Annotated in this window: 14 protein-coding genes; 6 read left to right on the top strand and 8 right to left on the bottom strand. The window is 64.4% G+C overall.

Going from position 1 to position 12,983, the window contains the following annotated elements; genetic code table 11:
• Positions 1-81: 81 nt before the first annotated feature.
• Positions 82-237, bottom strand: coding sequence for a Thivi_2564 family membrane protein (locus RX329_RS38705; protein ID WP_007599832.1), 156 nt, complete (start codon positions 235-237; stop codon positions 82-84).
• A 272-nt stretch (positions 238-509) separates the two neighbouring features.
• Between RX329_RS38705 and RX329_RS38710 the strand changes: the two genes are divergently transcribed.
• Positions 510-2,603: a methyl-accepting chemotaxis protein gene (locus RX329_RS38710; protein ID WP_085351743.1), complete on the top strand. Its 2,094-nt coding sequence runs from the start codon at positions 510-512 to the stop codon at positions 2,601-2,603.
• A 48-nt stretch (positions 2,604-2,651) separates the two neighbouring features.
• Here RX329_RS38710 and RX329_RS38715 read toward each other — a convergent pair whose 3' ends face one another.
• Positions 2,652-3,305: a DUF2865 domain-containing protein gene (locus tag RX329_RS38715; protein WP_085351742.1), complete on the bottom strand. Its 654-nt coding sequence runs from the start codon at positions 3,303-3,305 to the stop codon at positions 2,652-2,654.
• Positions 3,306-3,322: 17 nt separating this feature from the next.
• Positions 3,323-4,156: a L,D-transpeptidase gene (locus tag RX329_RS38720; protein WP_085351741.1), complete on the bottom strand. Its 834-nt coding sequence runs from the start codon at positions 4,154-4,156 to the stop codon at positions 3,323-3,325.
• Between the two features lie 210 nt (positions 4,157-4,366).
• Between RX329_RS38720 and RX329_RS38725 the strand changes: the two genes are divergently transcribed.
• From RX329_RS38725 to RX329_RS38745, 5 genes are all read left to right on the top strand, one after another.
• Entirely contained in the window at positions 4,367-5,479 is a 1,113-nt protein-coding gene (locus RX329_RS38725; protein WP_026232782.1) for an AI-2E family transporter, read from the top strand.
• Between the two features lie 78 nt (positions 5,480-5,557).
• Positions 5,558-5,929: a YqjD family protein gene (locus RX329_RS38730; protein WP_085351839.1), complete on the top strand. Its 372-nt coding sequence runs from the start codon at positions 5,558-5,560 to the stop codon at positions 5,927-5,929.
• A gap of 76 nt (positions 5,930-6,005) precedes the next feature.
• Entirely contained in the window at positions 6,006-6,461 is a 456-nt protein-coding gene (locus tag RX329_RS38735) for a hypothetical protein (protein WP_085361619.1), read from the top strand.
• A 176-nt stretch (positions 6,462-6,637) separates the two neighbouring features.
• Positions 6,638-7,780, top strand: coding sequence for an OpgC domain-containing protein (locus RX329_RS38740; RefSeq protein WP_085351740.1), 1,143 nt, complete (start codon positions 6,638-6,640; stop codon positions 7,778-7,780).
• Positions 7,781-7,847: 67 nt separating this feature from the next.
• The gene (locus RX329_RS38745) at positions 7,848-8,477 is read left to right on the top strand and encodes a TetR/AcrR family transcriptional regulator (protein ID WP_026232784.1); all 630 of its coding nucleotides are present in this window, start codon (positions 7,848-7,850) and stop codon (positions 8,475-8,477) included.
• Between the two features lie 7 nt (positions 8,478-8,484).
• Here the strand turns inward: RX329_RS38745 and RX329_RS38750 are convergent, their stop codons facing one another.
• From RX329_RS38750 to RX329_RS38770, 5 genes are all read right to left on the bottom strand, one after another.
• A complete protein-coding gene (locus tag RX329_RS38750; RefSeq protein ID WP_018454661.1) occupies positions 8,485-10,143 on the bottom strand; it encodes an HWE histidine kinase domain-containing protein in 1,659 nt (552 codons plus the stop codon).
• A 296-nt stretch (positions 10,144-10,439) separates the two neighbouring features.
• A complete protein-coding gene (gene ureG / locus RX329_RS38755) occupies positions 10,440-11,063 on the bottom strand; it encodes an urease accessory protein UreG (RefSeq protein WP_026232785.1) in 624 nt (207 codons plus the stop codon).
• Positions 11,064-11,221: 158 nt separating this feature from the next.
• Complete coding sequence (locus RX329_RS38760; RefSeq protein ID WP_018454663.1) at positions 11,222-11,950, bottom strand: urease accessory protein UreF; 729 nt, start codon at positions 11,948-11,950, stop codon at positions 11,222-11,224.
• Positions 11,931-12,548, bottom strand: a complete 618-nt coding sequence (locus RX329_RS38765) for an urease accessory protein UreE (RefSeq protein WP_018454664.1) — start codon at positions 12,546-12,548, stop codon at positions 11,931-11,933. Before RX329_RS38765 ends, RX329_RS38760 begins: the two co-directional genes overlap by 20 nt.
• Before the next feature lie 14 nt (positions 12,549-12,562).
• Complete coding sequence (locus RX329_RS38770; protein WP_007599815.1) at positions 12,563-12,862, bottom strand: putative quinol monooxygenase; 300 nt, start codon at positions 12,860-12,862, stop codon at positions 12,563-12,565.
• Positions 12,863-12,983 lie beyond the last annotated feature (121 nt).

Here is a 12,983-nt window from a genome sequence, read left to right on the forward strand (position 1 = left end):
AGGCGGCCTGCCGACCCGACTAGAACACCAAAAGCCCCGGCTCGCGCCGGGGCTTTTTCGTTGCGCTAGCTAAGCGCCCGGCTAAAACACTGCCAGATATTTCAGCAGCGAGACGATGCCGATGATGATGACGACGACGCGCGCGATCTGCTTGGCGCGGCCGTCCATCGGCAGCATGTTGATGAGGTAAAGTACGAGAATGACGACGAGAAAGGTGACGAGTACGCCGACCAGCATCGCTAGGACCCCCCTTTAGGCAAAATTGCTGACAGTCTCCTAACGCGCAGCTCGTGGCTTGGTTCCATCGACGCAACCCTTTGCAACTTCTAGTAAATACGTACTTCTACGATCAGCCGGCCTGCTGAAAACTTTACCCTTTTCCTTTCAGATGCGGAAACCGTTTGGGCCCTGAGCCGCAAACGGCATGCGATTGCCTTGTCTGACGGGCCCCTTTTTCTGCTGTTGCCGGGGCGCCTTTACGAACTTTGTATTGGGAATTGGGGACTTCGATGCTGAATCGTCTGACCGTATCCGCGCTGCTGAAGGCGGTGATCGCGATCACGTCGATCTGCGTGGCGATCGCGCTCTCGCTCACCGCCTACGAGTCCTGGGATCGCCTGAAGACCGCCAACCGCATCTCGCAGATCGCCGACACGTCCGCCGATCTGTTCAAGGCGATGCACAATCTGCGCACCGACCGCTCGACCACGGTCCGCCTCCTGAATGCGACCGAGCCGATGGACGGCGAGATCGAGAAATATCTGCGCGCGCTGCGCGATGCCCAAATGCCCGCCATGGCGCGCGCGATCGAGCTGCTGCCGGCCATGGACTTTCCGCAATCAGGCACGCTGGTACCGGAGCTTGCGCGCCTCTACAAGCTGCTGATCGAGGAGCAGAAGCAGTTCTGGGAGGATGTAGCCAAGCCGAAGGACCAACGCCGCGCCGGTCTGCCCAAGGAATATATGGAGACAACGCAGGGCCTGCTCGACACGCTCGACAAGCTCTCGAACACGTTGGCCGCCACGGTCAATCACCTGGACGCCGCGATCGACCAGCTGCTGTCGATCAAGCAGAACGCCTGGCTGCTCCGCAACACCGCAGGCGAAGCATCGCTGATCGTCTCGACCGGGCTGGCCGCCGGCAAGATCACGACGGAGGGCCGCTACGCCTATACCCAACATGTCGGCGGCACGAGCGCGATGTGGAAGGCGCTGGAGCTGTCGACGTCCGGCATGCAGTTGCCGTCGGGGCTCGCCTCCGCGATGGCCTCCGCCAAGACCTCGTATTTCGAGCCGCAATATCTGGCCTTGCGCGACCGTCTCACGGACGCGCTGGTCAAGGGTGAGAAGCCCGAGATGACGGCGAACCAATGGAGCCCGCTCACGGTCGCCCGTATGGCGAGCGCCGTCACAGTGGCAGAAGGTGCGCTCGATGCTGCCAAGATCCACACGCAGGAGCAGCGCGGCGCCGCACAGCGCGCACTGATCGTGCAGCTTACGCTGCTGGCGCTCGCCGTGGGGCTTGCCGTCGGCGCGATCATGCTGGTCAGCCGCCGCGTCATCACTCCGCTCAACACCATCCGGGACGCCATGCTGAAGGTCGCCGGCGGCGACCTTGCCGTCGATAGCGGCTATCTCGACCGCAACGACGAGATCGGCGCGCTTGCCGGCGCGCTGGAGACCTTCAAGCAGCAGGCCAACGACAAGCTCACGATCGAGGCGCAGGAGCGCGAACGCAATGCGGGCGCCTCCGCGCGCCAGCGCGCGGTCGAGACCTATGTCGGCGAGTTCGAGGGCGCGGTGCGCAAAACGCTCGGCGAATTGAGCGAAGCCTCTGGCGAGATGCGCAAGACCTCGGGCGATCTCTCCGCGGTGTCGCGGCAGACCAACGACCGCGTGCAGGTCGCCGGCAAGGCCTCCAATGACGCCTCCATGAGCGTCGACAGCGTCGCCGCCGCCGCCGAAGAGCTGAGCGCCTCGATCAACGACATCAGTCAGCAGGCCGCGCATGCCGCGGGCATCGCCAGCCGCGCCGTGACCCAGGCGCGCGAGACCGACGGCACGGTGCAGGGACTTCAAAAGTCGGCCGGCCGCATCGGCGAGGTCGTCGGCCTGATCAACACCATTGCGCAGCAGACCAATTTGCTCGCGCTTAACGCCACGATCGAGGCGGCCCGCGCCGGCGAGGCCGGTCGCGGCTTTGCCGTGGTCGCCTCCGAGGTGAAGTCGCTGGCGAGCCAGACGGCGAAGGCGACCGAGGAGATCTCCGAGCAGATCGCCGACATCCAGAAGGTCGCGGCCGACGCCATCAGCGCCATCCAGACCATCGGCGGCATCATCGGCGAAGTGAACGAGGTCGCGACCGCAATCGCCGCCGCCGTGCAGGAGCAGGGAGCGGCCACCCAAGAGATCACCCGCAGCACCCAGTTTGCGGCGCAGGGCACCAAGAACGTCTCGGACAACATCACCGGCGTCAAATCCGATGCAGACGCTGCTGCCGCTGCCGCCGACAACGTGAAACACGCCTCCGAGATGCTGGAGAGCCAGAGCCGCCAGCTCGGCCATGACGTCAGCGACTTCCTCGGCAAGATCCGGGCGGCATAGCCCACACTCTTGGTGTCGTCCTGGCGAATGCCAGGACGACGTTGAGGCCTATTCCTTCGCCACCACCGGCACCTGGCGGAATCTTGCGCGAATCGACTCGGGCAGCGGCGAGAAATTCATCGCGACGCCGCGGCGGTCGTTGGCATTGCGGCTGGCGACCACCAGGCCGTCCGCGCCCGCGACGATGTCGCCCTTGCGCAAGGTGGGATCGTCGTCGACCTTGACCTGAGCGAGCCCGACCGGATCCTTGCCGTTGCAGGTACAGCCTGCGACAATCTCATTGCGATAGCGGAACGCGTTAGGCAGGTCGGAATAGGATTTCCCCTTATCCGTCGTCGCGTCGTCGATGTTGCCGCCATAGACCAGCGAGGTCTCCGAGGCCGGGCAGAAGCTCTTGCAGGATTGCGCCTTGCTCTCGGAATCGTTTCCCTGCGCCGGGAAATAACGTCCGTCGCAGCCGCGCACGCAATAGGCCGTGCCGCCACCGTAGGAGGCCCGCTGGCGCGGCGGGTCGTAGCGCGGCGTGTCATCGGTCTGGAAAGGCATGCGAATCTCGGGCGCCGGCCGTCCGCGGAAGCCGCCGAACAGCGCCGAGAAAAAGTCCTCCGCATGGGCGGATGGCGTCAGCGCGAGGCCGAAGGAGGCAATGGCGACGAACGCCGCCGCGCCCCCGGCGAGTTTGCCGATCGAACGTCTCTTCATGTGACCTCACTCGACCCTTAGTTCACGGCCGAATTCGAAATGTTCAGCGCCTGCCGGCCTGAGGGCAGCGCGGTCACGGCTGGGCGCTTGCGCACGGAATCACTGCCTTTCGCCATCAGCGGCGCGTTCTTCGGTAGCACGACCACCTTGGCGCCGACATTGACACGGCCGAACAGGTCGGTGACATCCTCATTGGTCATGCGGATGCAACCGGACGAAACGAACTTCCCGATCGTGGTGGGATCGTTGGTGCCATGGATGCGGTATTCGCTCGACCCGAGATACATCGCACGCGCGCCGAGCGGATTGCCGGGGCCACCAGCGACGAAGCGGGGCAGATAGGGTTGGCGCGCGATCATCTCAGCCGGCGGATGCCAGTCCGGCCACTCCGCCTTGCGGCTGACGCTCTGCACGCCCGACCAGGTGAAGCCCTCGCGGCCGACGCCGACGCCATAACGGATCGCGCGGCCCTGGCCGAGCACATAGTAAAGGTAAGTATTGTTGGTATCGATGACGATGGTGCCGGCCGGCTCGCTGCGGTCGAAGCTGACAATCTGCCTGCGCAGGCGATCTGGCAGCGCGGCATCCTCGTCGGGCGCTTGCGCGTTCTGACTTGCATAGCCTTGGTTCGCATAGCCTTGGTTCGCATAGCCCTGGTTCGCATAGCTTGGGCTCGCATAACCCTGCGAATAGCCCTGGTCCTGCGGGTAAGCCTGATCTTGCGGATAGGTGTAGCCCAGCGTCTGTGCGCTTGCGGCGCCGAACGGCACTGCCAGCAAAGCGGTTGCAAAGGCAAAAGCGGTGATGCGGCGCTGCGATAAGCGGCGTCGGACTGCAGAGAACTTCGTCATGTGCTGCCCCGTGTGGATGCCTGCATCAGGGTGATGCGCTGGTTTGTTCAACGCGGTCCAACCGCTACAAGTTCCGCGGCGGGATGCAGCAGCGACGTCACAGTCAAGCGAGCGCTTCTTCGCGAAGCCGCGATGGAACCCGCAGGGCGCGAGGACGTTCTCCCCTGGTCATGGGCGCGAGGACTGAAGTCTCCGTGCCGGAGAGGTATTGTGCGCGTCCTTCCCAGTGAACGTATGACTCCCGGCAATGGCGAAGGCACTCCGCTTCCCGAGAGCCACGGCGAACTCCCGCCGGTGATCCGCCGCACCGAACTCGTCGCCTTCTCGCTCGCCGGACTGCTCCTCATCGCAATCGTCGCGGTGCTCTATGTCGGAAAGGCGTTCTTTTTGCCTGTCGTGATGGCGTTCGTCACCGGCACGATGCTCTCGCCGGCAGCGACCTTTCTGGAGTACCGGAAAGTGCCGCGCGGGCTTGCCGCCGTCTTGATCGTGTTCGCGGTGACCGCCGTGGTCGGCTTCATCGTCGCGCTGATCGCCTCGCCGGCGATGGAATGGAGCTCGCGCCTGCCCGAACTCGGCGCGCAGTTGAAAGACAAGGTCCACGTGTTCGACCGGCCGCTGGCGCTGTGGCGAGAGCTGCAGACGATGCTCGGCGGCTCGGAGGGATTGCCAAGCTTCCAGATGCCGAAATTCGAGTGGGTGCAGCCAACGATTGAATTCCTGTCACCGACCTTTACCGAATTCCTGCTGTTCTTCGTCACCCTGATCCTGTTCATCGCCAGCTGGCGCGACCTGCGACGGGCAATGATCATGACCTTCAGCGATCACGACGCACGGCTGCGCACGCTTCGCATCCTCAACGAGATCGAGGTCCATCTCGGCAACTACCTTTTGACTGTGACCCTGATCAACGTCGGCGTCGGCGTCGCCGCCGGAATCGTCTGCGCCCTCACCGGAATGCCCAATCCGGCTGGCCTCGGCGCGCTGGCGGCCACCCTCAATTTCATTCCGATCATCGGACCGGTGGCCATGTTCGCCATTCTGGTCGTGGTGGGGCTGGTCACCTTCCCGACCGTCAGCGGCGGCCTGATGGCGGCGCTCGCCTTTGGCGGCATCACCTTCCTGGAGGGACATTTCGTCACGCCGACCATCATCGGCCGGCGGCTGGCGCTCAATGCGCTCGCGGTGCTGCTGGCGCTGGCGTTCTGGACCTGGCTGTGGGGCCCGATGGGCGCGTTCCTGTCGTCGCCGCTGCTGATCGTCGCCCTGATCCTGAAGGAGCATCTGTTGCCTGAGGATTCGCCGCAGCTCCCGCAGGACTGACCGGTTTCCGTGAACGGAACTTACACCACGACGAAACGTTTCCCGGCTGTCTCAACCGTCAACAGCCCGGAGCCCCTGATGTCCACCACCAATGCCGAAGCCGGGATGAGAGACTGGACCGACAAAACCACCAGAGAACGCCTCGAGAAGGATGTAGCAGCCGTGAAAAGCGATATCGCCGCCCTCACTGATCAGATCACCGACGCGCTCAATACTTTTGCCAACTCCTCCAGCAAGCAAGCCCGCCGCGGCTATAGCCAAGCGCGCGAAAACGTGGATTCCGCGATCGACGACATGTCGGAACGCGGCAGCGCGATGATGGGCGCGGCACAGGAGGCCTACGGCTCGATCGAGGAGACGCTGGAGGACGCGATCACGCAGCGGCCGCTCGCGACCGTCGGGCTTGCGCTCGGCATCGGCTTCCTGATCGGCGCGGTCTGGCGTCGCTGAGATCGCGAACGGGTATCGAGACGGTGGCGCAGCGGCGCCGCCGGTGCCGGCTTGTGGGGATCTGAGGAGCAAGACCATGTTTCAGCGCATCATCGACGGGATCAGCGCATCCACCGGCACCACTGTGCGGCTGACCTCGCTGGCAGCAGGCGCGGCGTTCGCACTCTTCATCACCACGTGCTTCCTGTGCGCGGCGGCATTCATTTCGGTGCTCAACAAATATGGTCCGGTGCAGGCCTGCCTCGCCGGTGCGGGCATTTTCTTTCTGCTGACCCTCACCGCGGCGGTGAGCTATTGGGTCTACAAACGGCAGCTGCGCAAGCAAGCTCATATCGCGGCCGAGCGCGCCACGAAATCGGCGGCCTCGAGCATGCTCGCGGACCCCATGCTGCTCGCCACCGGTCTCCAGATCGTTCGCGCCATCGGGATCAAGCGGCTGTTGCCGATCCTGGCGATCGGCGGCGTCGCCCTCGGACTCATGGCGAGCCGCGCCGGCGCACCCGACGAGGCCTCGGCTGAGCCTGCCGAGTAGCAGCTACCGGGTTAGAAAATTTCGTCACGGGTCCCGCGAACGCGCCTATCCAATCGGCACCGGCGGCCCCGCGCCAATTTCGCGCCGTTTGCCTGCGCCATCACGCAAACGCTACTCGGATAGGCAGGCGGTTGCCGCTAAAAGCAGCGCCCCTGATTCCAAAAGCCATTTTTTCGATGAAACCGTCCGTCCAGGCGAACCTCGCCGCATTTCAACACGACCCCCGGCTCTATTTGACGCTCGGTATCGCCAACTGGTCGGTTTTCGTCGACCACATCCCGAACAACGTCGTCAATTTGCTGACGCTGCGCAATTTCGGCTTCAGCGGCGCCGCAGACTTGTTCGTGTTCGTGGCCGGCTATGGCATGGCCATCATTCACGGCAAGATCGCCCTGGAGCGCGGCTACGTCGTCGCGGCGACGCGCATCTTCCAGCGCATGTGGCGGCTCTACGCCGCCTATGTCGTCCTGTTCGTGATCTACATCGACGCCATCGCCTATGTCGCCTCGCAATCGATGGCGCCCGAGATCATCAACGAATACAACATCTCGGGCATCATCGAGCATCCGCTGCGGATCCTGATACGCGGACTGGTGCTTCAGGAAGAGCCGCTGAACCTCGATCTTCTTCAGCTGATGATCCCGCTGATGGCCCTCCTTCCACTCGCGCTGTGGGGGCTGTTGCGGCGTCCGAACCTGACGCTGGCGGCGTCGGTCGCGCTGTACGTTGCGGCGCGCTGGTTCGGCTGGAATTTCCGGGTTTATCCGGACCAGGAGTGGACCTTCAACCCGTTCTGCTGGCAGATGCTGATGGTGCTGGGCGGCTGGTTTGCCGTGACCGGCACGTCGGGCCGCGCGCTGCATGGCCTGTCCTGGCTGCGCGTGCTCGCAGGCGCCTATCTCGTATTCGCGATGGCAATCACGCTGATGCGACACTCGCCGACGCTAGCGGCCTATTTGCCGGATATCGTGCTCAACACCATCACGCCGACCGACAAGGAAGACCTCGCCCCCTATCGCGTGGTCCACTTCCTCGCGCTCGCTTTCCTCGCGACATATTTCGTCCCGGCCGATCATCCCGGCCTGCGACTGAAGCCGCTTCAGGCGGTGATCAGATGCGGCGAGGAATGGCTCGCGGTGTTCTGCGTCGGCGTGTTCCTGTCGTTTGCCGGCCATCTCATCCTGATCACCGGCGCCAATTTGGTGGTGATGCAGATTGCCGTGAGCCTGGCCGGCTTCGCGGCGATGGCCGCGGTCGCATATTACATCGCCTGGTCGAAGCGGCAGGACCTGCCCGCGGCCTTGCGGCAACAGGCCTAACCCGGCACCTTCCGATTCCCCTAGGCCGGCCATTACGGCTGGGCTATGCGGAGCGGCAGCGGATTGCATGGGGAGGCCGGGCGTGGTGATGGCGAATGGCGGGGATGAGGGAGCCGACGGCGCGCCCCGGCGCGGCCGGCCAAGGTCGATCGAGACCACCAACGCCATTCTCCAAAGCGCCTATGCGCTGATGGCCACTACCGGCCTTGCCGCCACCACCATTGACGCGATCGCGCGCCACTCCAGCGTCTCCAAGATGACGATCTACAAATGGTGGCCGTCGCGCGAAGCCTTGCTGATCGACGCCTTTCTTCACCATGCCGCGCAGATGCTGCCGCTGCCGCATGCAAGCTCGGGCAGCCCCGCCGCGCGCGCACGCCGCCATGCCGCCGCCTATGCCGAAGCCCTCCAGGGCGAGTTCGGCAAGGTCCAGCTCGCCGTCATCTCCGAATGCATCTCCAAGACCGGCTCGGCGGAGCTGTTCTACGCCCGCTACCTGCAATTCCGCCGCGACGCGCTGATCGAGATGATCGCCGCGGGCCAGAACGACGGCAGCATTCTGGCGGAAGCACCGCCCCAGGATCTCTACGACGCGATCTATGGCAGCCTGTTCTACCGCTACGTCTTCGGCATCGCGCCGATCACGCCGGCCTACGCGCGGACCCTGGTTGACCTCGTGCTGCGGCCGAAGAGCTAGCCTCGAATTACCGCGCAGGCCGGATCGGTGCTGACAGCTTGTCGGTGCGGTCGCGCTCGGTCATGTCCTCGACCGTCTCCATCGGCGCGGTCAGCTCGTAGACATAGGAGACGTCGGTGAAATAGCGCTTGGCGGTGCCGCCGAGCGCCTCGGGCGCGACGCGGTCGAGCAGGATCAGGCCGAAGTCGGAATCGGGGCGGCGCGTCGCTTCGCTGGTGTTGAACTCCTCCCAGCGGAAATAGAAGACCTCGCCGGACCCCTCGTTCGTCACCGTCCAATTGGCAGTGATGTGCGGATGCTTGCCGACAAGCGACAGGCCCTCGTCGGAGTGCGAGGCGAGCTCGAAGAACAGCAGCGACAGACTCTGCGCCGCGCGCGCGCTGACTGCGATATCAGGACCGGTGACGGCAATGCGGTCGGCATGCGGGATGGCGCGCGCCTCGAACAGGCCCTTCAGCTTGACACCCTGCCACTGGCTCTCGCTGAGCAGCGAGACGACGTTGGACATGGCGTGGATGCGGCCGATCAGGAGCTCGCGCGCGACATCGATGTCGGAGCCATGGCGCAGCGTGCGGGTCACGATCGACTGGATCACCGCCAGGATGTTTTTGACCCGATGGTTGAGCTCGTCGATGACAGCCGTCAGCCGGCGCTCGAAGCCGATTCTGACCTGGATTTCCCGGCTGAGCCGCAAATTGTTGTAGGCGACATAGCCGAACAGGCCGCACACCATCGCGGTGATCGCAAGGCCGATCGCCGCCACGATGATCGCAGTCTGCTCGGCGCGGCGCGCCGAATTGGTCTTGGCGTAATAGCCGAGCTGCCAGTCGCGACCACCGAAGCTCACCGTGCGCGTCGCCGACGGCGCCGGCCCATCGGCCGCTGTCGGGCGGGCCGAGACCACGCCTTGATCGTTGGCGACCAACTCGCCACCCTCCCGGCGCGGATCCTTCAGCGCAACCGCGAACAACGACATGTCGTCGTTGGTCAGCATCAGGGAAGAGAGCTCATAGGAAAATGTGATGAAGCCCGCCGGCTCCGTCGCGCCCTCGGGGATGACGGGAGCCGCCACAATGATGCCGATCGACCCGTCGCCACGCAGGAGGGCAACCGGTTCTGAGGCAACCGACCTCTTCTCCACTCTGGCGCGCGCCAGCATGGCGCCGCGCACCTGATCCTGGTCGTAACTGCGGCCGGGCAGCCCCTTGGTCTCGTTGCTGCGCGGCTCGAGATCCATCAGCACATCGATCGGCTGGGTGACACCTGCCGGATCGATCGGCTTGTCCTCATAGCTGCGGATTCGCGGATTGGGGAAGCCGGCGCTCGCGATCGCGGCTTGTGCTGCGGCAAGCTCGTTCGGCTTCAGGCGGGCGACCCAGCCCGCCACCACGAAATCGGTCTTGAAGGCGTAGATGGCCGAGCGCAGCGGCTCGAGCATGTTGGGCTTGAGCACCGACGGCGCCCGGAACAGGCCGGAGGCAACCCGCGCGAGCAGTTCGCGCTCGGTGAGCCGGTCCTGGACCAGGCTCGCATGGACATCGATCGCGCGCGCCAGCGCGATCCGGTCCAGCGCCAGCTCCTGGTCGTGGACGCGATAAGCCGCAAGCCCGGAGAGCAAGGCCCCGAGAAGAGCAATGAAGCCGATGATGAAACCCAGCCGGACCACGCGACTACTCAGGCGAAAGCAGGAGGTCGGCAATAAATACGGAGCATATGGACGCCGCTCGAACGGGCACGTGCCGAAACAGGGTGAACCCCAATCGCCGAGATAATGAAGGAGGAGGCATCGGTACGCAACTTGGTCGCCTGAGAAGCTTAAATCGGCCCGCCGATGGTCCGGCCGAGTTGGATTTGCTCCGGGCACCGGAGGTAATCAATTGCCGTGACCGAAATTTGTTCCGCGGACACGGCTCTGCCCACGGTGTTAACGGGGGAAACGCCTGCGTTAGGTCGTCGCGCCGGTCAGCCGGCCCGTTTCAAGCCGCCTTTGGCCTCAATGAAGCCGATGATGCGGTCCAGCCCCTGGCTTTTTTTCAGGTTGGTCATGACGAACGGCCGCTCGCCGCGCATCCGCCTGGCGTCCGTCTCCATCTTTTCCAGGGAGGCGCCGACATGGGGCGCCAAGTCGATCTTGTTGATGACAAGGAGGTCGGACCGGGTGATGCCGGGGCCGCCCTTGGACGGGATCTTGTCGCCGGCCGCCACGTCGATGACGTAAATGGTGAGATCGGCGAGCTCCGGGGAAAAAGTGGCAGCGAGGTTATCACCGCCGGATTCGATCAGCACGAGATCGAGTCCGGGAAACTTGGCGCGCATATCCGCCACCGCGGCGAGATTCATCGAGGCGTCCTCGCGGATCGCGGTGTGCGGGCAGCCGCCGGTCTCGACCCCGGCAATGCGATCCGGCGTCAGCGAGCCCGAGCGTACCAGGAATTCCGCATCCCATTTGGTGTAGATGTCGTTGGTGATCGCGGCGATGTCGTAGCGCTCGCGCATGGTCTTGCAGAGCAGGTCCATCAGCGCAGTCTTGCCCGATCCGACCGGACCGCCGATGCCGACACGCAAGGGGCCGTGAGATGTAGCCATTGCTTTTTTTCCTATCGTCGTCCTGGCGAAAGCCAGGACCCGTTACCACTGAATCCGATTGTCACGGCACGCTGCAGCCACATCTGTGCATAACCACGCGCACCCGTGGTTATGGGTCCTGGCTTTCGCCAGGACGACAGTGAAAGCGACGAACCCGCTCAAGATCTGAACAGCCGCGTATATTGCGTCTCGTGCCGCACGCTGGCGAGGTCGGCGCGGAACGTCGCGCCGCCGACATCGTCCAATGTCGCATTCAGCGCACGATTCGCCGTCGCGGCAACCGCGGCTTCCAGCCTCACCAGCACGCGCTGGCTGTCGGTCTGGCCGAGCGGAATGAGCCGGCTGGCCGCGGAAATCCAGTTCGAGACCAGCGCATGCAGGAAGGCGTGCAGCGTCGGCGCCAGCGGCACGCCGTGCATCGCAGCGACCACGCCAACGGCAACGGGATAGACCAGTGGCGTACGGCATGCCGCAACCATCGCATCCAGCCCGTCTGCATCCCACGCGGCGCGGGCGATGTCGATGAAGGCACGGCCCTGCGATGTCGTCTCCAGCTGCCGCTCGCGCGACGGCACGAAGGCCGCGGCGAGCTCGGCGATATCGCCCAAGGTGTCGCCCTCGCCCGCTTCAGTGGCGCGATAGGCGTGGACCAGAAACGTCGCATCGCAGAAGCCAGAGCCATCGCGAAGCATCGCATCGAGCCAGTCCGCCAGCGACGCGGTGTCGTTGATGTCACCGGCTTCGACCGCCCATTCGATGCCGCTGGAGTAGGAAAAGCCCCCGACGGGAAACGCCGGCGACAGCCAGGTCATCAACCGGTACAGCGCCGCCGCCTCGCACTCCGCGAGGTCGCGGGCCGCGACCGGCTCATTTGTGGTCATGAGCATGCTTGTGGCCGTGGTGATGGTCGGGGTGATCGCAATGCTCGTCGTGGTGGTGATGGTGATCGTGACCGTCGCCATGTGCGGCATGATCATGATGGTGATCATGACCGTGATGATCATCGTGGCCGTGATCGTGATGCGCGTGGTCGTCGTGTCCATGCGCATGTCCGGCATCCGCATAGGCGCCGCCTTCGGGATCGAACGGCGCCTCGATCTCGATCACGCGCGCGCCGAGGCCCTTCACCATGGCTTCGATGACGTGGTCGCGGCGGATGCGCAGGCTCTTGGCCATGATCTGCGTCGGCAGATGGCGATTGCCGAGATGCCAGCCGACACGAATAAGGTGGTGCGGATCGTGGCCGCGGATCTCGAGCAGCGGCTCGGGCGCAGCGACCACCTCGACCAGCCGGCCGTCCTCCAACACCAGCGCATCGCCGCCGCGCAGTGCGACGGCATTCTCCAGGTCGAGCAGGAACTCGAGTCCCCGCGTCCCCGTCATTGCCATGCGGCGGCGGTGTCGATCGTCGAAATCGAGCACGACCGTATCCGCCGGCGCTTCCGCGAAGCGGTGTTGTCCCCTGACCTGCGTCGCCCGGATCATGCGCGTTTACCCCGTTACCGTGTCTCGACCTTCTCGGGCGTGATCACTTCGATCTTCGGCGGCGCCGTAAAACACTTCACCGCGACGCGGCCGAACGTCTTCATGTGCTCCATGGCGCGATGCGGCACCAGCGCCTCGGCATTCTCCCACTGCTCGACGAACACCATCTTGGCGGGATCGGTGACGCTCTCATGCAGATCATAGGCGATATTGCCGGGCTCTTTCCGCGTCTCCTTGATGCAGGCGGTGGCGGCTGCAATGAATTCGGCGCGCGTTTCAGGCTTGATGGTCAAGGTGGCGACGACGTAGATCACGAGAAATCCTCCCGGCTTTTCTTCTGGGCTTCAGATACCGGGCGGGACCTTAGACCAGGCGGGATCGAACGCAAAACCCGGAAAAGCCGCTCCCGGATATGCGACCAGGACATGGTCCTGG

The sequence above is a fragment of the Bradyrhizobium sp. BWC-3-1 genome, from assembly GCF_032917965.1.
Taxonomy (GTDB): Bacteria; Pseudomonadota; Alphaproteobacteria; order Rhizobiales; family Xanthobacteraceae; genus Bradyrhizobium; species Bradyrhizobium canariense_D.